Source organism: Bacteroides thetaiotaomicron VPI-5482 (genome assembly GCF_000011065.1).
Classification (GTDB): Bacteria; Bacteroidota; Bacteroidia; order Bacteroidales; family Bacteroidaceae; genus Bacteroides; species Bacteroides thetaiotaomicron.
Window position 1 is genome coordinate 6,043,105 of sequence record NC_004663.1, and the last position, 24,029, is coordinate 6,067,133.

General features: G+C 39.8%; 18 protein-coding genes. 11 read left to right on the forward strand and 7 right to left on the reverse strand.

Features of this window, described 5'->3' with window-relative positions:
- The first annotated feature begins 54 nt into the window (after positions 1-54).
- From BT_RS23265 to BT_RS23315, 11 genes are all read left to right on the forward strand, one after another.
- A complete protein-coding gene (locus tag BT_RS23265; RefSeq protein WP_011109344.1) occupies positions 55-600 on the forward strand; it encodes a helix-turn-helix domain-containing protein in 546 nt (181 codons plus the stop codon).
- Entirely contained in the window at positions 597-1,859 is a 1,263-nt protein-coding gene (locus BT_RS23270) for a site-specific integrase (RefSeq protein ID WP_005818825.1), read from the forward strand. Before BT_RS23265 ends, BT_RS23270 begins: the two co-directional genes overlap by 4 nt.
- Before the next feature lie 314 nt (positions 1,860-2,173).
- Positions 2,174-2,527 (forward strand): methylation-associated defense system helix-turn-helix domain-containing protein MAD1, encoded by a 354-nt coding sequence (locus tag BT_RS23275; RefSeq protein ID WP_004313943.1) that lies wholly within the window; start codon positions 2,174-2,176, stop codon positions 2,525-2,527.
- Positions 2,524-3,123 (forward strand): BT4734/BF3469 family protein, encoded by a 600-nt coding sequence (locus BT_RS23280; RefSeq protein WP_004313940.1) that lies wholly within the window; start codon positions 2,524-2,526, stop codon positions 3,121-3,123. Before BT_RS23275 ends, BT_RS23280 begins: the two co-directional genes overlap by 4 nt.
- A complete protein-coding gene (locus BT_RS23285) occupies positions 3,074-4,876 on the forward strand; it encodes a DUF3987 domain-containing protein (protein WP_032535519.1) in 1,803 nt (600 codons plus the stop codon). Before BT_RS23280 ends, BT_RS23285 begins: the two co-directional genes overlap by 50 nt.
- Before the next feature lie 101 nt (positions 4,877-4,977).
- The gene (locus BT_RS23290; protein WP_004313937.1) at positions 4,978-5,346 is read left to right on the forward strand and encodes a MobC family plasmid mobilization relaxosome protein; all 369 of its coding nucleotides are present in this window, start codon (positions 4,978-4,980) and stop codon (positions 5,344-5,346) included.
- Complete coding sequence (locus tag BT_RS23295) at positions 5,330-6,229, forward strand: relaxase/mobilization nuclease domain-containing protein (RefSeq protein WP_004313935.1); 900 nt, start codon at positions 5,330-5,332, stop codon at positions 6,227-6,229. Before BT_RS23290 ends, BT_RS23295 begins: the two co-directional genes overlap by 17 nt.
- On the forward strand, positions 6,229-6,876 hold the full coding sequence (locus tag BT_RS23300; protein WP_004313932.1) for a hypothetical protein: 648 nt from the start codon (positions 6,229-6,231) through the stop codon (positions 6,874-6,876). Before BT_RS23295 ends, BT_RS23300 begins: the two co-directional genes overlap by 1 nt.
- Before the next feature lie 107 nt (positions 6,877-6,983).
- Positions 6,984-7,637, forward strand: a complete 654-nt coding sequence (locus tag BT_RS23305) for a master DNA invertase Mpi family serine-type recombinase (RefSeq protein WP_005818830.1) — start codon at positions 6,984-6,986, stop codon at positions 7,635-7,637.
- Positions 7,621-8,877 carry an Eco57I restriction-modification methylase domain-containing protein gene (locus BT_RS23310; protein WP_011109346.1) on the forward strand — a complete coding sequence of 419 codons (1,257 nt, stop codon included), beginning with the start codon at positions 7,621-7,623 and terminating at the stop codon, positions 8,875-8,877. Before BT_RS23305 ends, BT_RS23310 begins: the two co-directional genes overlap by 17 nt.
- A 38-nt stretch (positions 8,878-8,915) precedes the next feature.
- Complete coding sequence (locus BT_RS23315; RefSeq protein WP_081977115.1) at positions 8,916-9,944, forward strand: Eco57I restriction-modification methylase domain-containing protein; 1,029 nt, start codon at positions 8,916-8,918, stop codon at positions 9,942-9,944.
- Positions 9,945-10,002: 58 nt separating this feature from the next.
- Here the strand turns inward: BT_RS23315 and BT_RS23320 are convergent, their stop codons facing one another.
- The 7 genes from BT_RS23320 to BT_RS23350 form a co-directional block, all read right to left on the reverse strand.
- Complete coding sequence (locus BT_RS23320) at positions 10,003-12,978, reverse strand: Eco57I restriction-modification methylase domain-containing protein (protein WP_011109348.1); 2,976 nt, start codon at positions 12,976-12,978, stop codon at positions 10,003-10,005.
- A gap of 12 nt (positions 12,979-12,990) precedes the next feature.
- A complete protein-coding gene (locus BT_RS23325; protein WP_011109349.1) occupies positions 12,991-16,464 on the reverse strand; it encodes a helicase-related protein in 3,474 nt (1,157 codons plus the stop codon).
- 32 nt (positions 16,465-16,496) lie between these two features.
- Positions 16,497-17,201, reverse strand: coding sequence for a hypothetical protein (locus BT_RS23330; protein ID WP_005818837.1), 705 nt, complete (start codon positions 17,199-17,201; stop codon positions 16,497-16,499).
- A 16-nt stretch (positions 17,202-17,217) separates the two neighbouring features.
- Positions 17,218-18,759, reverse strand: a complete 1,542-nt coding sequence (locus tag BT_RS23335; RefSeq protein ID WP_011109350.1) for an ATP-binding protein — start codon at positions 18,757-18,759, stop codon at positions 17,218-17,220.
- A 407-nt stretch (positions 18,760-19,166) separates the two neighbouring features.
- On the reverse strand, positions 19,167-20,726 hold the full coding sequence (locus tag BT_RS23340) for a sulfatase family protein (protein WP_008766896.1): 1,560 nt from the start codon (positions 20,724-20,726) through the stop codon (positions 19,167-19,169).
- 43 nt (positions 20,727-20,769) lie between these two features.
- Positions 20,770-22,104, reverse strand: a complete 1,335-nt coding sequence (locus BT_RS23345; RefSeq protein WP_008766895.1) for a BT_3987 domain-containing protein — start codon at positions 22,102-22,104, stop codon at positions 20,770-20,772.
- A 38-nt stretch (positions 22,105-22,142) separates the two neighbouring features.
- Positions 22,143-24,026: a RagB/SusD family nutrient uptake outer membrane protein gene (locus BT_RS23350; protein ID WP_011109352.1), complete on the reverse strand. Its 1,884-nt coding sequence runs from the start codon at positions 24,024-24,026 to the stop codon at positions 22,143-22,145.
- Positions 24,027-24,029 lie beyond the last annotated feature (3 nt).

The following is a 24,029-nucleotide window of genomic DNA, read 5'->3' on the forward strand; positions in this document are numbered from 1 at the left end:
TTTGGCGATAAGGTACAACTTAAATTGATATAAACCATTTAAAACGAGAAGAATATGCCAAGAGGAAATTACACTATTCAAAGAAGTTGCGAGGAGTGCGGTAAAATCTTTACTCCTCCGACATTAGTGTCGAAGTATTGTTGCCCTGCTTGTTCCAAGAGGGCGTATAAGAAAAGACAAATCGCAAAAGAGAAAGAAGCGATACGCCAAGCACTGATTAGACGAATACCATCCAGTAAGGGGTATCTAACCGTAAAGGAAGCTATGCTGATTTACGGAATTAGTAAAGACGTTCTTTATCGTATGATACGGCAAGGCTTGATACCGTCATACAATTTTGGTCAGCGTCTGATACGCCTTAGTCGGCAGTATATGGATGAACACTTCAAAACAAAGGCAGGGAGTAGAAAGAGAAAAAAGGAGGCATTGTCCTTTGAACCCAAAGATTGTTACACCATCGGAGAGATCGCAAAGAAGTTCCATATCAATGACAGCAGTGTGTTTAAGCACATACGCCGTCATTCTATTCCTACACGCCAAATCGGTAACTATGTTTATGTTCCCAAATCTGAAATTGATAAATTGTATAAGTCGTTATGAAGAAAGCATTACCCAATACCAAAGTGACCGTCAAACTCAGAAGGTCGAATTATAAAGAAGAGTGGTATCTGATTATAGAGTCATACCCAGTGTATAAGCGAGGTTCTAAACGGGCAAGCCGTGTGGTGGAATCTATCAACAGAACTATATCCACACCCATTTGGGATAAGTCATCCATAGCACGAATCTTGCCGGATGGAACATTCAACTATAAGCCTAAACGTGATTTGAATGGAATTATCCAATGCCGTTCAACGATAGACCAAGAGGCTTGCATCTATGCCGACAATGTGCGGAAGTTACGGCAGCATGAATACGATAGTGCCATCCTATACACTGATAAGGAAAACGAAATCGCTGCACAGAATGAGCGGAGCGAACAGGATTTTATCAAGTATTTCAATCGTATTATAAGCACACGTCATCCCAATAGTTCCGATTCGATTATAGTCAACTGGAGGCGTGTAGGTGAATTATTGAAAATGTATTCACAAGGGCAACCAATTCCATTCAAGGCGATTTCCGTTAAACTGCTTGAAGATATAAAGATGTTCCTTCTCCGTGCTCCAATGGGAGGGAATAAGAAAGGTACTATCTCACAAAACACGGCATCAACCTATTTTTCCATACTTAAAGCCGGACTGAAACAGGCGTTCATTGATGAATATCTGACCGTTGATATAAGCGCGAAAGTAAAGGGAATAACAAACATAGAGAAGCCTCGTGTTGCGCTTACCATGAATGAAGTGCAAATGTTGGTTGATACTCCTTGCAAGGATGATGTTTTGAAACGTGCGTTCTTGTTCTCTATTCTCACTGGATTGCGGCATAGTGATATTCAAACTTTGAAATGGAAACAAATTCAGCAAACAAGCAAAGGTACATGGCAAGCAGTAGTAATTCAGCAAAAGACAAAAAGGCCCGATTACAAGCCAGTCATTCAACAGGCACTTCAACTATGCGGCATACGTCCAGACGATGATGAAGCACTTGTTTTTGAAGGATTGACTGATGCCTCTTGGATTTCTCGCCCGTTGAAAGTCTGGATAGAAGCATCCGGTATCAAGAAGCACATCACCTTCCATTGTGGGCGGCATAGCTATGCTTCGCTGTTGCTGGAAAATGGCGTTGACATATACACCATCAAGTCTTTGATGGGACATACTAACGTCAAAACCACGCAGATTTATACGCATATCGTAAACGAACAAAAAGAGAAAGCCGCCAATACACTGCATATAGAAAATTTGGATTTATAGGTTGTGGTGGTTATATCCACCATTGAGCACCAACGACTTATGTAATACCAATCATATACTTACCACCGTTTACCCCTCATGAAGCATCAACTTTTTGAGGGGTATTTTGTAGTATAGAGGTGTTCAGTAAAGAATGTGTTAGTCCAAACAGTCGTTTATTCCCCATTTATTATGTTGCCCAATAAATTTTCGTATTAATGAAACTTAAATCTGTCAGTGGTAAATGAGCGGTTGATTGGTGGCGGTCAAGCACCTATTTAGCACCTATAAGCATCCCTATACTTTTGCGGCATAAATTTTAATACGAAGAAAAAATGGCCTATAAAGTAAATTCATTGGAGGAAATGCCGAATGCGTTGTCCTACCTGATTGAGTCCGTAGAAGTACTGCAATCTAAAGTGAATGCCTTGCAGCATAAACAGGCAAGTAACTCACCCAAGTGGATGGATATAGATGAGCTTTGTGCTTATCTGCCATCACATCCTGCCAAACAAACGGTTTATGGATGGGTGTCAACCAAACAGATTCCCGTACATAAAATAAACAAGGCTTTGGCTTTCCTGCAATCAGAGATTGACGATTGGCTGAAGAACAAATCGCACAAGACCCAAGATGACTTAATGGAAGAAGCCAGACGATTTGTCGAATCTAAAAAGATTATCAGATGATGGAAACGACCGACTATTGCTTTTCATTCTTTCGCAAGCCCATTCAAAACATCGAACCGATGAGGGCTATAGGTATTGTGGATGTGTATCGTTATGTCATCGGACATTATGCCCAACCACAAACCGAGAACCTGCGGCAGATGCAGTCCTCTCCCGAAGCCAAAAGGTACAAAGCCACCCATTTTGACTATTGTACTTTTTCGGGATTATTCCGAAAACGGAATGAAAAGGAACTGATTATGCACTCAGGATTGATGTGTTTGGATTTCGATCATGTGGATAACATAGGGAGGTTAAAGCAACAATTACTTAACCATGAGTATTTTGATACAGAACTGTTATTTGTCAGTCCATCCGGTAATGGATTGAAGTGGATAATACCTGTTGATTTGAAAGGCTGGGAACATTCCCGGTACTTCAAGGCTGTTACCAACTGTATCAAAGCGACAGGTTTGCCATTGGTGGATATGTCCGGCAGTGATGTGGCTCGTTCATGCTTCTTACCCTACGACCCACAAGCATATATTAACCCTAAATACAAAGATGATGTCGAAGAAAATATTTTCCGCCCAAGATTGGGAGAATGTCCCTTCTGAAATACAACAGGCACATACACCAAGTATTGCCCCTATATATAATAAGGTGGAGGATGATGTGGAAAGTGTTGTTCGGGAGATAGAACAGTGTGCCATTGATATAGCCCCTCATTATAAAGATTGGGTGGAGTTGGGCTTTGCGCTTGTGGATGGATTGGGAGAGAACGGGCGGGAGTATTACCACCGCATCAGCAGGTTTTACCCTACCTATCAAAAGGAAGAAACGGATAAACAATACACGCATTGTCTGCACTCCAAAGGGCAAGGCATTACTATCCGTTCTTTCTTCCATTTGGCAAATCAAGCTGGAATCTCATTGGCTCCGTTCTTCAAAGAGCATTTATCCATTTTGCCAAATATCCAAAATGGTAAAACGGGTAAATGGATAAAATCAGAAGAAGAACTTCCTACATTTCCTGAATGTGTGTTTGAGCATCTTCCTCCTTTTCTAAATGAGGTTGTCAATAATTCCATTTCGGTAGATGACCGTGATACGATATTAATCGGGGCTATTGTGTGTTTGTCGGTATGCTTTCATAATGTTTGTGGCGTGTACGATGAACGCATTGTTTATCCCAACCTCTATCTGTTTGTTGTAGCGGATGCCGGTATGGGAAAAGGAGCATTGACTCTATGCCGTGAATTGGTAGCCCCCATCAACCGCCATTTGCATGAACTTTCCAAACGATTGGAACAGGAATATAAAGAAGCAATGAACACATATATTAAAGGTAAGAAAACCGATGGAATGGCTATGCCAACTGAACCGCCCATGCGTATGCTCGTGATTCCAGCCAATAGTAGCGCAAGCTCTTTCTTGAAGATATTAGGAGATAATGACGGAATCGGGCTGCTGTTTGAATCGGAGGGCGACACGTTAAGTCAGACTTTGAAATCGGACTACGGCAATTACTCCGATGTGTTGCGAAAGGCATTCCATCATGAATTGGTAAGTTTGAGTAGGCGTAAGGATAGAGAGTATTGTGAAGTAGCCAATCCGAGAGTATCGGTAGCTTTGGCTGGAACTCCAGAACAGGTAAGAAGATTGATACCTGATGCAGAGAACGGATTGATGAGTCGCTTTTGTTTCTATATTATCCGCTTCAAACGAGGTATAAGAAATGTGTTTGCCACAAGCGACATTTCCCAATCCAAGAATGCCATGTTCAAACTGTTGGGAGATAAATTCTGCCATTTACATGAGAATTTTGTACGGCAGGGTAATTATTCCTTTTCTCTTCCCTCTGATTTACAGGAACACTTTATTGAATATCTCAGTCGGGTGAATGAGGAATGTTGTGACGAAGTGGATAACAAGATGCAAGGAGTAGTCAGACGGATGGGACTGATTGCTTATCGTATAATGATGGTGTTGACCGTTGTCCGACATTTGGATAATGTGATTCACAAATCTTCTTCTGACGAGACTGTACAATTGGTTTGCCATGAGTTTGACTATTCCGTAGCCATGAGTATTTGCGACACCCTGCTTTATCATGCCGTATTCATTTATCTGAATTTGTCAGGAAATCAGTCTAAACGATTCAATACCGTTTCGCAAGAGACAGGCGTTTATGCACGAAGGAACACCCTTTATAATATGTTGCCTGACACTTTCACAAAGAAAGATTATGATGCGGCGGTTTTAACTTTGGGCGAGAATGGAAGTACGGCAAACAAGTGGATAGAAGCCTTTATCAAAGATGGCAAACTAAGCCGAATAGAACAAGGGAAATATAGGAAGATTTTTTGAGTGGCAAGTTTGTGTTTTAGTGTCACTAAAACCTATGCGGCAAGCGGATAGAACAGCCACTCTCAAAAAATCAATTTATGAACATAAAAGTTTAGATAAGTATGAAGGATAAGAAACTTGGTGGTCGCCCTAAGTTGGCGAGTTATCAGAAACGCACGAAATGTTTTCGGGTAATGTTTACCGAGAACGACTACATTTATATCCAATCCAAAGCGGAGCAGGCTGGATTGTCTGTCAATGAATTTTGCCATCAGGCTGCAATGGATTGTCAAGTCTGTCAACGCATCAGTCCTGAAATGGTATCGGCTATTCGTGACCTTTCCGGTATCGCCAATAATGTCAATCAGATTGCCCACCAGATGCACACTTATGGTTTGGAAGCTGTCAAGCAACAATGCTTCTCAATCATATCAGAAGTCAATAGAATCATCACCCAAGTAAAGAACAACTGCCATGATAGCAAAGATTAAAACAAGAACCGATTTTGGAGGAATAGTGAATTACGCCAATGACCAAAAGAACAAGAAAAAGAGTGCCACACTTTTGGCACACGAAGGAGTCTGCACCATTAGTAATAAAGCCATCGCTGATTTTTTTCAGATACAAGCATCCATGCGCCCGAAAGTAAAAAGTCCGGTGAAACACGTATCACTTGCTTTTTCTTCGCAAGACATTAGCCGTTTTCCCGATAATGAAGAAGGAGATGCGCTGATGGTGGAGATTGCCAAGAAATGGATGGAACAAATGGGGATTCGTAATACTCAATATATCATAGCCCGGCATCACGACACGAAACATCCTCATTGCCATTTGGTATTCAATCGGATAGACAATGAAGGCAATCTTATTTCTGACAGCAATGAAAGAATACGCAATGCAAAAGTTTGTCGTGCTTTGACTAAAGAGTATGGATTTTACTTTGCCCCTAAAAATAGTAAAGCCAGAAATAAAAGTCGTTTGCGTCCTCACCAATTACGGAAGTATAATCTTCGTTCTTCAGTTCTTGATGCGCAGGTAAATTCTCGTTCTTGGAATGACTTTATTAGTACGCTCAAAGGTCAGGGCATAGATATGCGTTTTAATCATGCTGAGAACTCTGATAAAATTCGTGGTATATCCTTTTGTATGGATGAATTTAGCATTGCTGGTTCTAAACTTGACCGTGATTTGAGCTTCAACAACCTTTGCACTATGTTGGGTGATGTAGCTGCGGAACTGATTATTCAACCCCATCAAGTCATAACTCCCGGTGGAGGTGGAGGAACCAACAATGAACAAGGCGGGCGGGATGATAAAGACAAGGATAACCAAAGAAGCGAACCTTTTTATAAACCTTCAAAACGTAGAAGATAATGAAAGAAGATGTAATAGCTGCAAATCTTGCAAATTTGCGCCAAAGTATCAGTGAACTGAAAGAGTGTATTGAAAAACAGAATGTCACTGTTTCTAAATCGGAACAATCTGTAAAAGTGGAATTTGATGAAAAGACCATTTATACTGGAATTGCCAAAAGTTTCTGTACTTGCTGGAATGAAGCCTTGTCTGTGATCAAGAAACATATCTGGCAACAGCAGCCTAACACATTGCCGTTTTCGCTATGGTTTCCGAAACTCATTGATTTATTCAAGCAGAAGTCCAAACTTCTTGAATATCTTTATCGGCACGTTTGCGATTACAATCAGAATCGTATAACTATCGAAACTAATACCCGATGTATATTGAAACGGCAGGATGAGATATTAGCAAAAATCAATGAATTGAAAAGCCCTGTAACCGTTATTCCACCTAATATCAGTGGGTTGTTTATATATGGCTATCATATTAAGCTACGATATGTCATGGTCTTCATTGTCGTTATTATGATATGGGCCGTTGCTGTTTCTGTTAGTAGTATGAAGTATAAGGAAGAGAGCTTTGCGTATTATTCTATGTATAGGGCAGTGAAGGAACAGAATCAGAACTTGATAGAAAAGCAGATAGCAATAAAAGGGGAAAATTAGTATATGCTTCTACGTATATACTGTTTGCTCCAATTTATCCCTTTACATTTTAATCAATTGTGAAGGAATTTTTTATATTGGTGTATATTAATATAATTTTAAGAGTTATGATTTACGGATACATTAGAGTAAGCAGTGACAAACAAACTGTAGAAAACCAACGTTTTGAGATAAGTAATTTCTGTAATAATAATGAGTTGACAATTGGCGATTGGATTGAAGAAACTATTAGTGGAACGAAAAATTACACAAAACGACAGCTTGGACGTTTACTGCGTAAAGTACGCAAAGATGATATTATCATCTGTAGTGAGCTTTCACGTCTTGGACGCAATCTTTTTATGATTATGGAAATCTTGAATATCTGTATGACAAAAGAATGTAAGGTATGGACAATTAAAGATAACTATAGACTTGGGGAAGATATACAAAGTAAAGTCCTTGCCTTTGCTTTCGGATTGTCAGCTGAGATTGAACGCAATCTTATCAGTCAACGTACAAAAGAGGCGTTAGCGAGAAAAAAAGCAGAAGGGGCAATGCTCGGACATTGTCGTGGCTTTCGTTGTAGACTTAATCCCAAATGTGCCAACAAGCACGATTATATTGTAAAAGAATTGGCTAAAGGAACAGAAAAAACAGTTATATCTAAAAGATTGAAAGTATCAAAAACTACATTATATCGTTATCTCGTTTATACGGGGCTTCATTTGCCTATAAACTGTCAACAAGAAGGATGGGAAGAGTATGGTATCTATCATTGATTTCTATGTACTACAGAAGCGACCCTCAAATGGGGGCGGATTCGACATAGCCATTGGTAACCCACCATACATCAGTGCGCCAACACAGATAGCATCACCAGAATTGAACGAACAGCGGCAGCGTATAGTGGCAAGCAAGAAGTATAAATCGCTTAATGAGAAGTGGGATTTGTATGTTCCTTTCATGGAACTTGGTATGCAGTTACTATGCCCCAATGGAGTATTTTCTATGATAGTCCCATATCCTTTGACAAATCAAAAGTATGGAAAGAAACTCCGTAAGATGATTGTAGAAGAGTATCGTTTGTTGGAAATAGCCGACCTAAATGGAACAAAGATTTTTGAGAATGCCACAGTGAGTAACTGTATTCCATTTATTCAGAACAGTCAACCAGAGGGTGAACTTCGCATCACACAAATCTTTGAGGACAAGACCATCCGTGAAGTGTTAAGCAAATCTCCAAAGGCATTAAAACTGGACAAGAAGAATTATGTTTGGAACTTGACAGAAGAGGAAAGAACAGGAAACCGTTTTGCTAATATGAATGTATTGGGTGACTTCTGCTATATAAGCGTAGGAATGGTTGTTAATGCCAATGAGAAGGATGCCCAAGGAGCATTCAAAAAAGAAGATTTGATAAGTGACACATACGATGCTATCCATTGTAGAAAGTATATTGAAGCAAAGGATATAGACAAATTTCAAGTCAAACGTGTACGCTATCTTGAATGGAACACGGAACGCTGCCCAGAGAAACTACGCCGTCCAACTTTTCGCGAGTTGTATGACCGTCCAAAACTTATCATGAATTGTTTAGGAACTATCAACGTGACAATAGATGCAGAAGAACACTTTCTGCATAATCACTCTATCTACTGTGCTATTCTTTGGAAAGATTTGAAAGATGTTAGCAATAAAAGCATATCTTCTAGTGTAAAGAAATTCAGTAAACATAACCGTGAAGCTATGGAATCTCTGTCTGAGAAGGTCGACCTGTATTATTTGCTTGGCATCCTTAATTCTTCTATGGCAGACCAGCTGTTGACAGACCAACGAGGCGGTGACTATCACATATATCCAGAACATATTCGTAATCTTCCAATACCTGTTCCGCAAAGAGAAATACAAAACGCTATTGGCGAAATTGCAAAACAGATTCTTCTTATTCGAGAAACAAATACCGATTACTCTGAATTGGAAGAACAGCTCAATAATCTTGTGGAAGCATTGTATCAATGACATATTGTTGACCCTCAAAAGAGGGCTTCGATATTGTCATTGGCAATCCACCGTACGGAGCGAAATACGACAACCAAACAAAGAGGTATTATAAGAATACCTATGTGACGGCAAATAGCATCCGAGGATTACAGAAGGGGGCTCTTGATACATATACACTATTCATAGAATTGGGATACAATCTGCTTAGGAAGAATGGGAGTTTTGCCTATATCGTTCCAATATCCTTGACATCAAGTGATTCCCTAACAGGCGTACACCGTCTTTTGATGGGAAACTGTGATACCATATACATATCATCCTATGCAGTACGTCCTAAGCCTGTTTTTGAGAACGCTGTAGTAAACACTTCGATACTTCTTTTTAAGAAGACTGAAACGCCATGTCAGTATATTTTCTCAACCAAGATGCACAGAAGAGGGAATGAGTTTGAATTACAAAGGCTCATTGATAATTTGCAATTTGTTGATGTGAAAGGGCAAACACTTTATGGTCGTATTCCAAAGATAGGTTCTGAAATAGAGAAAACCATCTTAAACAAACTCTTCAACTATACAAAGTTAGGATCTCTTATCAAGACTTCAGGGAGTCCAATCATATATAGGTTTGCAGGAGGGCGATATTTCAAAGTCGTAACAAATTATAGTACCGGTTCATCAGCAGAGAGAACTATCTATTTCGCTAATTCCAAAATCGCAGATGCTGTTGGCTGCATACTCAGTAGCAGTTTGTCATTTTGGTTCTATCAGATTTTTTCTGATAATTTAAATTGGAAGACATACGAGATAGAGAATTTCACAGTTCCACAGCTCTCAGCTGAGGATATTGACTATCTTGACAAGTTGTATTCTCGTTATCTTTCTGACATAGAGGCAAAAGCTAATATCAGAATAACTTCTGGAGAGTCCACCTATAATGTTGATTCATTCAAGGAATACAAAATTGTACGCTCCAAAGCCATCATTGATGAGATAGATGACTACATCTGTCCGCTATACGGATTGACGCAGGAGGAAACCGATTTTATCAAAAATTACGAATTAGAATTTAGGTTGGCTGGAGAATGAATGATAATTGGAGGATAATCCCTCCAATTATCATAATCTTTCCTTTCAGAATTAACGCTTATTCAGCATTTCGATATTGATAGTCATAATTGATTAAAAATTTTATTTCAATCTCAGATAAACCATATTTTTCTCCAATAAATTTATCAATTGCATCAATATGCATTTTAGATTGTCTTGCAAAAAAACATTTCAGTCCCGTTTTAGTTGTCTGGCTCTTTGAATATAAATCATTAAGATAAGTATCATATAAAGTATTTATTTTATCAAGTTCTTCATCTGAAAATGATTCGAATGGGATAGGAAACATTTCTAATTCGGATGATCGTAAGTTATGCCAATCTGAGTGTATCAGCCAAAACCAATAGAAAAGGTTACTTGACAAGGCTGCTCCTACAAGACTTTGATATTTTTCTCTGACTTTCAATTCCCCTTCTGCAGAAGAATGAGTAGGAATCTTAGTTATTATTTTATAGTACCTACCACCTGCCTTCCGGTAATAAATAGGTAAACCTTCTCGTTTATACACATCTTTTATTGTTGTGACACAACGCTCTAATTTGCATAATATTCCTAATTCTATTTCATTGCCTATCTTTGGAATTCTCCCATTGCGAATATGATGAAGGGCATTTACAAACTTTAGGTCATCTAAGAGTAACCACAGAGATTCATCAGAATAGCGTTTGTTGATATGCGTAGTCATAATTCTTGTGGCCTTGTTGCTGGATTTTTTAAAACTAATAATGGATACTTGTTGTTCTGCACTTTCAAATATACGGCGTGGTCTGTCTCCATATGAACTGACATAGATTTCGTCACAGTGATTTATTAGTAGTCTATGAAGTCCTGACATTGCATCGGAAGCAGTAACACTTAGTGGAACAATAAAGATTGCATTTCCTTTAGTGTGTAATATTTGGTAACCTAAATCAATGAAAAGCGAAAAAGTATCTAAAGATCCTTTTTGTATATTAGGTATAGTTTGAGCAGATGTAAATATATGTTTGAAGCATGCTTTGTCTATAGATGAAATTTTAGCACCATACGGTGGATTGCCAATGACAATATCGAAGCCCTCTTTTGAGGGTCGTGAGAAAACATCATGGAACCAGGTATGCCAGAGGAAGAACTGACTGTTTGCAGACAAGTCCATATCTTCAAAATCAATATGAATACCTTGTTCAACGAGTTCCTGCTTTACAATATCTGCAATGTCCTTTCTCAGCTGCATTTTCTTGTCATGTTCAGGGCAAGCGTAATATTCAGTAAGTTTGTCGCGTAGATTTTTGCGATAAACATCTAACATGCTATCAAAGAAAGTTAGACTTTCACCAGCTCCTATTTTCTTTTCTGTCATCGTTGAAAGGTCAACACCCTTATATTGCTCCAGAAGGGAATTTCCCTGCATAATCTTGAAATCAAGGTTAGGCAGAGCCTCTGGTGACTTTTCGTCAACAATCAGTGAGAGCCAGAAACGAAGTCGGGCTATATCCACTGCTCCACGTTCAATGTCAACACCATAAATGTTGTTTTGGATAATGTGACGTTTAATGTTAGCTGCATTCTCTACAATGTTTGGCTCAATAGCAGAACGGCAGAAGAACAGTTCGCGCAGCAATCCCATTGGAAAAGCACCAGAGCCAATTGCAGGGTCGCATATCTTCACATCGTACAGTTTCTGATCAATGTATTCCTTTAATTCGCCCAGCTGGGATGCATCGTGAGTTGTCACAAACTGACGTATACACTCCTTGTCTTCTTCCCTCATGTCTGTTTGCAGATATGCTATCAAGCTTTCTCGGCACATGTACTGCACAATCTCTTTCGGCGTATAGAATGCACCCTTATCCTTGTTGTCCTCCAGCAGGTTTTCAAAGATGCGTCCAAGCATTTCTGGGTCAACGCCCACTTCTGCATCGTTTGGGTCATTTTCATCGATGGTAAAGTTGTACTGCGAGAGCATTGTCAGCAGGCCATTAAAATAGCTGGCAGGAAAATGACTGGGCTTCTTGTCAAGAATGTCACGTTCAAACAGACCGCCGTTCAAATATGGAATACGACAGTTGCGGAAGCCTTCTACTTTTGTGTCGTAAAGGTCGCCCTGATCTGAACGGTTACGGTCTAAACCTTCTGTAAACAAGTCTTCTAATATGTCATCAAGAAAGTTTTCCTTTTGACGTTCATTTGCATTCTTGAAAATATTCAGCATGAAATCACGATCGCCTTCGCCCCATTCCTTGCTTGCAGGAACGCCAAGCCAGCCTTTCTTTTGGAGGAAGTGCAGGAACACAATGCGTCCAAGAAGTTTCTTCACATAGTCACGAATGGGTTTTTCCTCACGGTCACGAATTTTGTCAGCAGCCATACCCGTATGGTCAAAGCCTGTATCAATGAAGTGTTGACGCATTCCGTTTGTAGGGTCAACCATGTAATTGACAAAAGCTTCGTATTGAGCCTTGTACTTCCCAAAGAACTCTTTAGAAAGAGCTTCAACGTTGAATGCATTTTCGATGTCTTTAATTTCAAGAGAATTCCTTTTGTCGTATAGAGCTATGAAGTTGTCAGTTGCCGTGCGGCATGACTGACCAGGCCCCAGCAGGAACGTATAGCGTTTGCTGTCGGTGGATTCTTCTTTGTTGCCACTCTTTCGGCAATAGGTGAAACGCCAATCCCAACGAGTATCATCCTCGTAATGGAACAGCATGAAGGCACAAGAGAATTGATCCATGACAGCACGGATGAGCCGCTGGATGTTCACACGGTTATGCTCCATCATAACCCGGTCGCTGACTGTCACATCGAAAATCTGTAAAGGTTCAACGCCAACATACATCATTCCAACTTGCTTGATGCTGCGTATTCCCGTCGCTTCTGCCAGTTGTCTTCGTTCGGGCTGACTCTCCAAAAGCTCTGTTTCAAAACCATCCTCAAAGTCATCTTCACCGAAAATGGGAAAAATAACATTGTTGAGGAACGAACTCCAGCCTTGATATCGGCTGCTTAAATATTCTTTTAATGACTCCTTATTCATGGGGGTATTTGTTTACTTGATGGTTCCTAATACAATAGATGCTTCGCCTTGTTTACTTTCCACATGGGCTACGAGTTTGCCGATTTCTCGCTCCAGAATCTCGTCTATATCTTGTTGCTCTATGGCAAAGAGACGTAAACCCCGCTCTTCTAATTCCTGACCAATAGCCAATACTTTTTTGATAATATCAAAACTTCCTCGGTCAATAAACTTACGAGCATTTTTCAGCAAAATCTTGGATTGTAGTGATAAACTAGGTGTGTTGTTAATTTTCACCAACATTTCTTTTGCAGCCGTAGCCTTGTCACCAGCCCTTGACTTGTTGATGCGGACAAAGTATTGGTTATAAGTCTTTATGGCTTCTGCCGAAAGCTGTCGCCAGTTATCTGGTAATGGAACACGTTTGGCATTTTCTTTCACACGCATATCTTCAAGCAGTTCAAGCAAAGAAATTATTTTGGCGTTATACAGACCCTCGGCTTCTGTACGTATTCTAATTGCAAGCCTTGCAGAGTGTGGTGCTTTTACTATGAAATATGCCGTTCCACTTGCAGCCTGTGCTATCTGCCAGTCTTTATCAGCTTGTTCTATTTGCAGATAACGTTCAGGGTGAGTATCCTTGTATTGTTTCAGTTCATATACATACTTCTGCAAAGGTGATTCCTCACCGTCAACAGCTTTGGCAATATCGTAATGTACCACACTTTCTTCTTCCGAGAAAATCTTACTGTCTTCACCAAACAGGACATGGAAGGATTGTAACTTGGTATGTGCCTTGCGAACCAACTGAATCTGCGCATCGCCTTCTGCACTTGGCATGAAGTTATAAACATAGACAAAAGGCTCTTTACTGCCGATACGGTTTACACGACCTATGCGCTGCATCAGGCGAGTGGAGTTCCAAGGAGTATCATAGTTCAGAATAACATTGGCACGGTGGAGGTTCACACCTTCTGCCAAGACCTCTGTTGTAATGATAACATTGTAGTCATCCTTCCAAACACCTTCGTAATTGGCATCGAAATTTTCCTCAATCGTGTGTTCCATCTCATCACGATTGGCAGCAGTAATGACAAGTGCCTTATACCCCTTTGCCTTTACCGCTCTCGCAAGCGATTGTACTGTGTCTATAGCTTCCGAGAAGATAACCAATTTTCCAGAGGTATTCTTTTGTGGATTAAACAATTCTGGCTTGATATTCTCTTTGAATGCATCAAATTTCGGGTCTTGTGGGTTTTTCGCCCATCGATCATAGAGATTAGAAATGAGTCGGAAGTCTTCTTTCAGTTGGATATAGTATTCCTCCTTGAAGTCTTTGCGGTTATATTCTGCATTCTGTCCCTTCTCGTTACGCCCTTGTTCCGTCAATTTTGTTATCTTGGCTCTGATTTCTTCTACACAATCATTAAACGAAACACGTCTACCACGTTTCAATGTTTTGGTTTCATAGTCAAGTTCTTTGTTTACGTCAATTTGCGGACAAACGAAAATTGTGTCGTTCTCCCACATCTTAATCATGTTCTCTGTGTAACGTCGCAGGTTCAACAGGGATTGGGTGAAAGCAGTGAACGAACTTTCAAGACGCTTCACAAGAAGAATCTGCATGATGATTGCAAGCTGCTTGGCAACGTCGTTGACACCACGATTGCCTCGACCAGTATGTTTTCTTTCGTTGGCAGGGTCAGTAAAATATTCAATGGCACGATAGCGGAAATATTTTAACCACTCGTCAGTCTGCAACTTTTCTGCCTCCGTTGGAGCAATGATTGTCATAGTATCAGAGAACAGTTGAGCCAACTCGTCATCCATGATGTATTCAAGATTGTTAGGTCCAACAATTTTGGGAAATATCAAGCCTTGTGATTCCATATCATCCTTGTAATATTTCTCAACGTCAGTTCTTGTTCGGCGTTCTAGAATATCACTTAACACGCAATCACGTAGTCTCTTTGACACGGCATCCAAGCGTTGGCGGCGCTCATCTGCTGGTATGTCGTTGCTTCTATCTATCAGCGATTCATATTCTCGGTTGACATCTGCAAAGAACCTTTCGATATTACCACTTTCAGCCTTCTTCAATGTACTGTCATTGTGGTTTCTCTCAAAAAGGTAAATCTGATTCTTCAAGTCATTTGGTCGGTTGTTCTGCGGTGTGGCAGAAAGAAGACCCACGTATGGATATACCCCTGTATTAGAACAAATCTTCTGTATCAGTTCATCAAGAGACTGGTACATCAATGTGGCACTGTTGCGGAACTTATGGCTTTCGTCAATGACAATAAAGCCATAATTCTTTTCTTGGAGTGTTCCACCAAAATCGCCAGAATCGCGGCTGTCGTCATCGTCATCTTCGCAGCTCTCATCTTCGGCAACATTTCCGATGCGTCCAGTTGTAATGAAGTCAATGTATGGCGCAATCTTCTCGTCAGAATTTTTGTCGAACATGGCTATAGTCTTCTTCCAACCCGATTGAATGGCAGGAGGAGTAATGACCAATACTTTACGTTCTCGTCCATCGTCTTCTGGTACGGACAAGAAACGCTTGATGATGAGCGTACCAATAATCGTCTTGCCAAGTCCCACCACATCTGCCAACATAAAGCCACCATGTTCGTGCATAATGCCGATACACCTCTTAACAGCTTCTATTTGATATTCCAGTTTGTGGATGTTCGCTGGCAGATAAGTTTCTATCTGTTGTCCGAGTGATTTGTCTACAATGTCACCAAACTTAATTTGTAGCAATTTGATATATAGTTCGTATGGAGTGAATGATTGTTGTTCACTTTTGCGTTCTTTTTCCACGTCATCTGTTATAGGTGCAGATTTAAGGATTTGTTCTAAGAATTGTTTGTTCCAAGGTTCAGATATTTCCCATTTTTCATTAAACCATATCAAATGAGATTTATTACCAGGTATTTCATCAAGCGATAACACTTGATTTGGAGCTGTTTCAATATAGTTTAATTCAGCGTTACCTTGTAATCCTTTTTGTGTAAAATTTGTACTACCCACGATACCAATACCAATGCCGTTTGACTTTCCGTCAAAGATGTAACACTTAGAATGTAAAAATTGAGTTTCGTCATTTTCATTTTTTCGAAATACACGAATCTGAATCTTTGAATCATTGTTTTCCGTACAATAATCAAGAAGCAGACGTATAGCATCTTTATATTCCTCAGTAACATTAAGTTCGTGGATATCAGTTTTTATGAAGTCCAGCGGATAATTTGCATCTTTATATTTAGGTGACTTTAATTGATTTACGTATATATAAGGGTCTTTTCCTATAAGTAAACGAAGCGTTGTTCCTTCTTTTTCAATGAAAGACCTCAAATTTTCTTGTAGTATAGCTAAACCGGGAATATCCCAATAGCCTGTGGCAATACTAACTGTTTTAATACCATCAATGGCTAAGCATTTTCTCAATGTTGTTGTCATTGAAAGTGCTTCTATGGAATTATCTATAAGTGTATTATTCATTTTAATTCTATTCTATGGTTTGAAAATATGCGCTAATTACATTCTTTCTCTCTCCTCTCTTTTACTTTTTCCAATCCCGGCATCTTTTTAGCCAATGCACTTTCTCCTGCTGGAAAATAGAGAGGAAAAACTTTATATAAGAAACCCACAACTTCACTACGACTTTTATCCATATTGTAAAAAGCAGAGCAGACAAAGTACATTAGTTCTTGCTGACTACATGTTTCTTTAGGTTGTATGCTTATTGAGGGAGCAACTATCAAGTCATGTTCAGCAAATGATAGAGCACTGGCAAGAATAGCTTCCTGTTCTTCTTCGGTAAACATCTTTATTTTCCCAGCTAACCATTCAAGCTCTCTTTGCCGGAGTGCTTGTTGTTTTTCGTTTTGATGCTCCAATAGGATTGCTACATTTTCTTGTTGCTTTTCTGTCAAGGCGTTTTCTAATGCTTGGTTCTTTCGTTTAAGAACGTTGAATTTTAGCAAAGCAGCAATGTACATACAGAAATATCCTACTGCAATATCGAATATTAGGACAAGCAGATAATTGTTACTTGAGTTTTGTATGCCACCAGCCATATATTCACTAATAGGGATAACAGCTAATAGCATGATAATGGCTATTGCATAAAGCACTCGGTATCGCGTTTTATGGTTTACCTGTGGCAAAGAGGCAAACAAAAAGGCGATAATCAAAACGGCTATGATTGCAAAGAGTGGTATGAAAGAGGTCTCCATAGGTTTGTTGTTCTGTTTATGGTTTAACAATAATGCGCCAATAACCAGCCTTGTCTGAACCTTCGTGAACCAAAATTCCCATACCCCTAAGGCTCTTGATATTTTTCTCTATAGCGCGTTTAGTTACACCAATCTTGTTGGCCATATTATCAGCTGTGATTGAAGGATCTGAAATAACGAGGTCGATTATCTTTTGTGCAGTTTTACTGACTTTCTTCTGTGTTTCCGATGTATCTCCGAACTTATCCGCATTTACACCGAACTTTTCGACCGAACTTTCTTCATTTACACCGAACTCTTTTGTGTTTACACCGAACTTTTCGACCGAACTTTCTTCGTTTACAGGGTACTTTTCGAGGGTACTATTTACCCTGTTGGCTACTTCCTCTACAGGTATTCTTCCGCTTTCGTTCCAGTTCAAATTATAGAACGTGGTGTAGAAAGAGGTCGCTTCCGTTTGATATTGCGGTTCTTTGCCTTGCAAGAAATTAGGTAATTTCTCTGTAAGCTCTCGCATTTTGCGTAAACCGGAACCACGTTTCTCCATATAATCCAACTGTGTGAACACATCTGCAATGACAGGATTACGACGCATGGACGGCACTTTGTATATGTCACGGTCTTGAATTTGTGTACCGTCAAGCATAGCACCAGGTGATACCAGTTCTACGCGGTCATCATAAATGTCGATATGTACTTCACCGCCCATTATAGTATAATCTCTATGGATAAGGTGGTTTACCAGTCCTTCAAAGATGGCACGGTCGGAATAGTCGGGGAGGTTAAGGCGATAGTTTGGCATCTTCACCCAGCCGCTCATGGTATAGTTTTTGATGAAATCCATACCATATTTTAAGAGCAGCACAAGGTTAGCCCGATGTTCTACGGAACTGATGGCATCATCCTTATAGAGTCCAGTCCAACGGGTGCAGAAAATACGCGATTGAAATACCGTGCAATTATCCACAAACAGCAATCCTGCATTGGTCAGTTTGCCGTCAGGAGTTACTAGTCCGAATGATTCCAGATACTTGTCGTTCCATTCTTGATGGGTTTGCTCACGGAAAGTATTGGCAAGGATGATGAAAGAATGTTTGCCGGCATCCACTTGGGTAGGAAGAGAATCCCATGTCATGTGCGTGCCTTTTAATACCAACGAAAGTAATTGTTGGGAGTTGCATTCTACACTTTCATTGCCAACTCGTACATATGCGGTACGTGTCCCATCCTGATAATAGTAATAAGGTGTAAGCGTTCCTGCCTTTACTTTCACTTCAAGCAGGGTATGCCCTTCGTGTTCTATCGGAATAAGCTGAACTTCCGGCACAGGGTCAAGTCGTGCCTTCATCATTTCACTGATAAAATCAGCATCGGCTTGTGGATTCTCCAACCCTACAATTACACCTTCATCATTCACTCCATAAAACAAACTGCCACCGTCCGTATTGGCAAAAGCCGACACGGATTTAAGCCATGACTTTACTTTCTTACGTTCCAGCATTTCCTTGAAATCGTAAGCCGAGCATTCCACTATCAATGTATTGTTATGTATTTGCATAGTTTCCTTATTGTTGTTCGGGTATAATATCCCAATATCATACACAAAGGTAAGGATAAAACCGAAGAATCTGTTAAAAACATCGCTTTCTTTTGATTTTTATGCGTTTATGTCTCGTTGTTTATGAATAAAAATCGTACTTTTGTGAGCAAGAGCGTGTGTTGCTTATGGATGCTTATTTTCGGGTTTGTGTTATATTTGCAACACGTGTACGCAAGTTGCTGATAGGTATATCATGTTGATTTTGAGGAAGTGAAGTAAGATTAGCTGAATTAGTATATATAAAAAGGTGTGTCAGAACTTTTTCTGACACACCTTTTTGAATTTTATAATTAGCCTATTGAAAATAAATAGAAAGGTTTTTGTTTATTTTGGTGAAGCCATATATTTTGTTGTTTCAATAAATGTCACTTTTTCCCTTTTGCTCTTTCCTGCACCAATATATCTTTCATTTCTTTTACTATGGCTGGATATTTCGGAGCCAGATTTTCGCTTTCAAACTCGGACTTATTCATATCGAACAGCTGATCATAAGGTGCATATCCTGTTTCTATTTTCGGACCCCAAGTGATCATGGGGGAACCATTGGAAGGTTCGATATATTTCCATTTTCCTTTGCGTACGGATAATGCCAGAATATTAGATTCCTCGATAACCCAAGGACGATCTTTTTTACTTTTTCCTAACCAACTGTCTAAATGATTTTGACTGTCCGGAGCTTTACTTTGGGGAATAGTGACATTTACTAGAGAAGCCAATGATTGGATCCAGTCTATTTGGCTTAGCAATGTGTTTAAAGTTTGGTTCTTTTTCACCTGTGCCGGATAGCGTACGATGGCCGGAACACATGTTCCCGCTTCGAAGGCACTGTATTTTCCACCACGGAAAGGACCACCCGGCTTATGACTGCCAGCAAGCTCAACGGCTTTGTCATCATAACCATCATCCAGTACCGGACCGTTATCGCTGGATAGAATAATGAGTGTGTTTTCAGTCAATCCCAGCCGGTCTAACGTTTTCATGATTTCTCCCACGCTCCAGTCAAACTGTACAATGGCATCACCTCGTAATCCCATCGGGTTTTTACCTCTGAAACGTTCGTGTGGGAAGCGGGGAACATGTACATCATTGGTCGCAAAATAAAGAAAGAAAGGCCGCTCTTTGTTTTCTTCAATGAAACGGATGGCATGACTGGTGATGGTGTCTGCTATATTTTCATCTTTCCACAAAGCTTTACCTCCTCCTTTCATGTATCCGATGCGCGAGATACCGTTTACGATTGCCATGTCGTGTCCGTGGCTTGGCTTGAGATTATAAAGCAATTCAGGATTCTTTCTTCCTGTCGGCTCACCTTCAAATGGTTTCTGATAACTGACTTCAATAGGAGCGGTGGAATCATAGTCGGCTACTTTACCGTTTTCAATATAAATGCAAGGAACACGGTCTGCAGTAGCAGCCATGATATAAGAATAGTCGAATCCTATATCTTTGAGTGCAGGAGATATTGTCCCGTTCCAGTCTTGTGTACCCGTTTTGTCACCTAATCCTAGATGCCATTTACCAATAGCTCCGGTGGTATAGTCTGCCGATTTAAACATATCGGCTATAGTATATTGTTCTGGTCGAATTATCATGCCTGCATTACCTGCAGCTACTCCGGTACCTTTCTTTCTCCATGCATATTCTCCGGTCAGCAAAGCATAGCGGGAAGGAGTACTGGTAGAAGCGGTAGCATGTACATTGGTAAACCGTATACCTTCAGAAGCCAACCGATTTACATTGGGGGTATGTACACGTGTGGTACCATAACATTCAAGATCACCATAACCTAAATCGTCTGCGAGAATGATAATAACATTAGGTTTTGTTTTTTTTTCTTTTTTTGAACTTTGCCCGGCATACGCGGGCAAAGAACAAGAACATAGAACTGCGACACAAGGCAGCAGATTGAGGGATCTTTTATTCATCATGTGTTTAAATCAAATAAGGTTTTGAGTATAATACTGATTTTTAATTATTACCTTCTAATCCGTAAACAGTCAATTCGCGAATGGCGGCAGGAGGACAGTTATTTCCATATCCTTCAGGAATTATAAGTTTCAGATATCGTGCTTTGGTAGACTTTACATAATATCGGAATGTTGCTCTGGTACCTTCATCATTAAAATCACCGGCACCAATTTTATCCCATTCACTATTGTTATTGCTGGCATAAAATTCTACCCATTTAATATTATTGGCAGCTCCGTCTCCACGATTAAGTAAGTCAATTTGAGCGATTGTAATTTCTTTTTTCATATCAATAATAAAATGGAAGGGAGGTACAGATGATCCTGCTTCATTTTTGAATTTGCAATGCCAGTATGTACTTTCATTATCGTCAATCATGTATGTAGCTTCATTCCCTGCATGTTCAGAACTGCACTCTATCACTTCCCATCCGGATTTGTTGATCTTATTCCCTTCTTTTACAATACAGAACAAAACGTTGCTTTCCTCATCTATTACCAGTGAGTTATTCGGAACTCCTCCTTGGCTTGCCGTGATACTTCCTATTTTTATAGGTAAAATATAGTTTCCCGGTACCAGATTGTTTTTTAGTTGGTAGGAGGCGGTTATCTGACTGACTCCTTCCTGAAGAGTTACGGATTCAGGAGCAGTATAGGCATTTTCGGGAAGTAAAGTGAAATTTACTTTATTAATCTGATTATATTCGTCAATCAATGATAAATCTTCTGTCAGATTACAAAGAATATCCCACTTATTGGTAAAGGGTACTCCGATCTGTATATCCATTGTAGAAGTTAGATCCGGATTGATATTATATACTCCAGCATTACTGATATGAACGATAGGTTCCAAAATGGTAAATGCAAGAAAAGATGTATTTCTTGCTGGATTAATAGCCAGATCGTTAGAAATGAGTCGTAATGGCAATACATATTTTGTTTCGTTATACGCTGACAAAGCCAGTATCTTTTCAGGATGGTACGTGATGTAACCGCATAACTCGTTTTTATCTACCGTAAATTCTGTATTTGTCATTTCATAACAATTTTCCGGCAATAACTCATAATTAGTTTTATCTTCTTGATTCAGCGAGTCAAGCAAAAGAGGGTCTACAACGAATTGAACTTTACCGGAGGCATCTTTCAGTCCTCCCCGTTGTATCCATAGTTCCGCTTGGGCAGTTTCTCCGACATTATAGGCTGCTTGATTATTCAAGGTGTTGACTGTAACAGATATCAGACTGTCTGCTTTATCGGAGACATCAAATTCATTCTCGCAACTTATTGCCAGCATCGCAATAGTCATTGCTGCTAATAAGGTATGTATCGTTTTCATATTGTTATTATATTTTTAATCATGAAATATAATTAAGATTACCATCCCGGATTCTGAACAAGTTGTCCATCAGACTTTTTCATTTCACTATCCGGAATAGGATATAGGTACATTTTGCGTCTGAATACGATGGGGCTGGCCTCTACTTCCTGAAGGAATTTATCTTCAGTTCCATTCATGTTCATACCATGCACGTATCCATATTGACGTCCTTCACCTTCTTGGTCAGCTATCATCCAGCGGCGTACGTCGAAATAACGTTGTCCTTCAGTAGCCAGTTCGATGCGGCGTTCACGCTGTATAGCCAGTCTTTGCAGATCCTGTTTGCCTGCAATGTCAGGATTCAAAATTTCTATATTTTCTAATCCTGCGCGGTGACGTACTTTATTCAGGTAGGTCAATACTCGTGCATCGTTAGGATCGATTTCGTTGACAGCTTCTGCGTATAGCAGGTAAAAATCGGCTAGACGGAAAATGATAGAAGGACGGAATTTTGATGTAACTCCCGGTGATTTCTTATTAACCTCACGATTAAATCTCTTATACAGCATATAGCCCGTAAGAGTATAAATAGTACCACTAAGTTCATTAGGACTTCCTTTATGGAACTGGGTAACGTTATTACTGACGTGCCATCTTCTGTTTTGAAAGAATACGGTATTATAGAAACGTGGTTCACGATTCATGAATCGATTGCTGACATTCTTGGCATCACTTACTTTCTTATTGTTGCTGGTAACGACTTTTTCCTTATAAGTGTCTGTTCCCTCGGTTGTGTAGAGTGTAGACTGTTTTAGGAAACTTGTTTCTTGTACCGGATAACCATCATTCATATAGAATGCATCTACCAATTCTTGAGTGACACCCGTACATCCCATTCCATTTTGTTCACTTCTTGGGGTACATCTGCGGTCAAAGGCATCTCCATCCATACCACCCCAGGTATTGGCAGCAGTGGCCCATATAATTTCTCGATTGTAAGTTTGAAATAAATCATACAATGCTTGTGAAGGGTTCTCTTCATTTTCCAACAATTCATAATTGTTTTCATCTTCAGCGAATGTCATGAAATCTTTCAAAGCACTTACTGCTTTCTCCCATTTTCCGGGATCTTTATCTGGGAAAAGCCGTTGTCCGTCAGGATTAGTAATCGATAATGCTTCTTTGTACTCGCCATTGAATAATTTACTGGCGGCATATACCCATAGTTTAGCTCTGACTGCCAGTGCTACACCTTTTGTGGGCCACGCATTGTGTTGGTCATCCTCATGTAGAGCTTCTTGTGACAGTTCATTGGATACTTCTTTCAGTTCCTGATCAATGTAAGCTATAATCTCATCAATCGGACTACGTGGAATATCTAAGTCATCATCTCTTTCGTAAATGGCGTCTTTTACAAGAGGAATAGGTCCATATTGCTCAAACAAAAGATAATGATAATAAGCTCTCATAAAACGGACATTAGCTTTCATTTCTATAAGTTCCTCTTCTGTCAGAACATCGACGTGGGTGCCATTGGCAGCTATTGGTTTGGCATTGGCCAGAAAAATATTAGCTTGCCGAATTTGTTTATAACAATTTCCCCAACGGTGAAAACCCATGTTTGCTGCATTTTTTTCTGTTTTATTGTATAATTTGTTGTCTCCATAGCCAACGGTTAGTTCGTCACACATACCAGCCCAAGGGTTTTTGAAGCCTGTGACGTTGCCTTCTGCAGCGACGATACCCGAATAATCAGGGATAGCAGTAAAAATATTGGCATACCATCTTTTGGTATAGGCGACATTGTCAAATATCTCATCCAACGATTGAAGATTTCCGGCTAGTTCATCTGATACATCCAGATAGTTGCATGAACAGAGATTGCATAGCGTAAAAGCTACTATCAGTACTTTCCTATATAGTTTCTTTTTTGTTTTCATACT

Bases quoted from the DNA above. Each gene is read 5' to 3' on its own strand.
- BT_RS23265 (WP_011109344.1), top strand. From the start codon at position 55: ATGCCAAGAGGAAATTACACTATTCAAAGAAGTTGCGAGGAGTGCGGT.
- BT_RS23270 (WP_005818825.1), top strand. From the start codon at position 597: ATGAAGAAAGCATTACCCAATACCAAAGTGACCGTCAAACTCAGAAGG.
- BT_RS23275 (WP_004313943.1), top strand. From the start codon at position 2,174: ATGGCCTATAAAGTAAATTCATTGGAGGAAATGCCGAATGCGTTGTCC.
- BT_RS23280 (WP_004313940.1), top strand. From the start codon at position 2,524: ATGATGGAAACGACCGACTATTGCTTTTCATTCTTTCGCAAGCCCATT.
- BT_RS23285 (WP_032535519.1), top strand. From the start codon at position 3,074: ATGTCGAAGAAAATATTTTCCGCCCAAGATTGGGAGAATGTCCCTTCT.
- BT_RS23290 (WP_004313937.1), top strand. From the start codon at position 4,978: ATGAAGGATAAGAAACTTGGTGGTCGCCCTAAGTTGGCGAGTTATCAG.
- BT_RS23295 (WP_004313935.1), top strand. From the start codon at position 5,330: ATGATAGCAAAGATTAAAACAAGAACCGATTTTGGAGGAATAGTGAAT.
- BT_RS23300 (WP_004313932.1), top strand. From the start codon at position 6,229: ATGAAAGAAGATGTAATAGCTGCAAATCTTGCAAATTTGCGCCAAAGT.
- BT_RS23305 (WP_005818830.1), top strand. From the start codon at position 6,984: ATGATTTACGGATACATTAGAGTAAGCAGTGACAAACAAACTGTAGAA.
- BT_RS23310 (WP_011109346.1), top strand. From the start codon at position 7,621: ATGGTATCTATCATTGATTTCTATGTACTACAGAAGCGACCCTCAAAT.
- BT_RS23320 (WP_011109348.1), bottom strand. From the start codon at position 12,978: ATGAATAAGGAGTCATTAAAAGAATATTTAAGCAGCCGATATCAAGGC.
- BT_RS23325 (WP_011109349.1), bottom strand. From the start codon at position 16,464: ATGAATAATACACTTATAGATAATTCCATAGAAGCACTTTCAATGACA.
- BT_RS23330 (WP_005818837.1), bottom strand. From the start codon at position 17,201: ATGGAGACCTCTTTCATACCACTCTTTGCAATCATAGCCGTTTTGATT.
- BT_RS23335 (WP_011109350.1), bottom strand. From the start codon at position 18,759: ATGCAAATACATAACAATACATTGATAGTGGAATGCTCGGCTTACGAT.
- BT_RS23340 (WP_008766896.1), bottom strand. From the start codon at position 20,726: ATGAATAAAAGATCCCTCAATCTGCTGCCTTGTGTCGCAGTTCTATGT.
- BT_RS23345 (WP_008766895.1), bottom strand. From the start codon at position 22,104: ATGAAAACGATACATACCTTATTAGCAGCAATGACTATTGCGATGCTG.
- BT_RS23350 (WP_011109352.1), bottom strand. From the start codon at position 24,026: ATGAAAACAAAAAAGAAACTATATAGGAAAGTACTGATAGTAGCTTTT.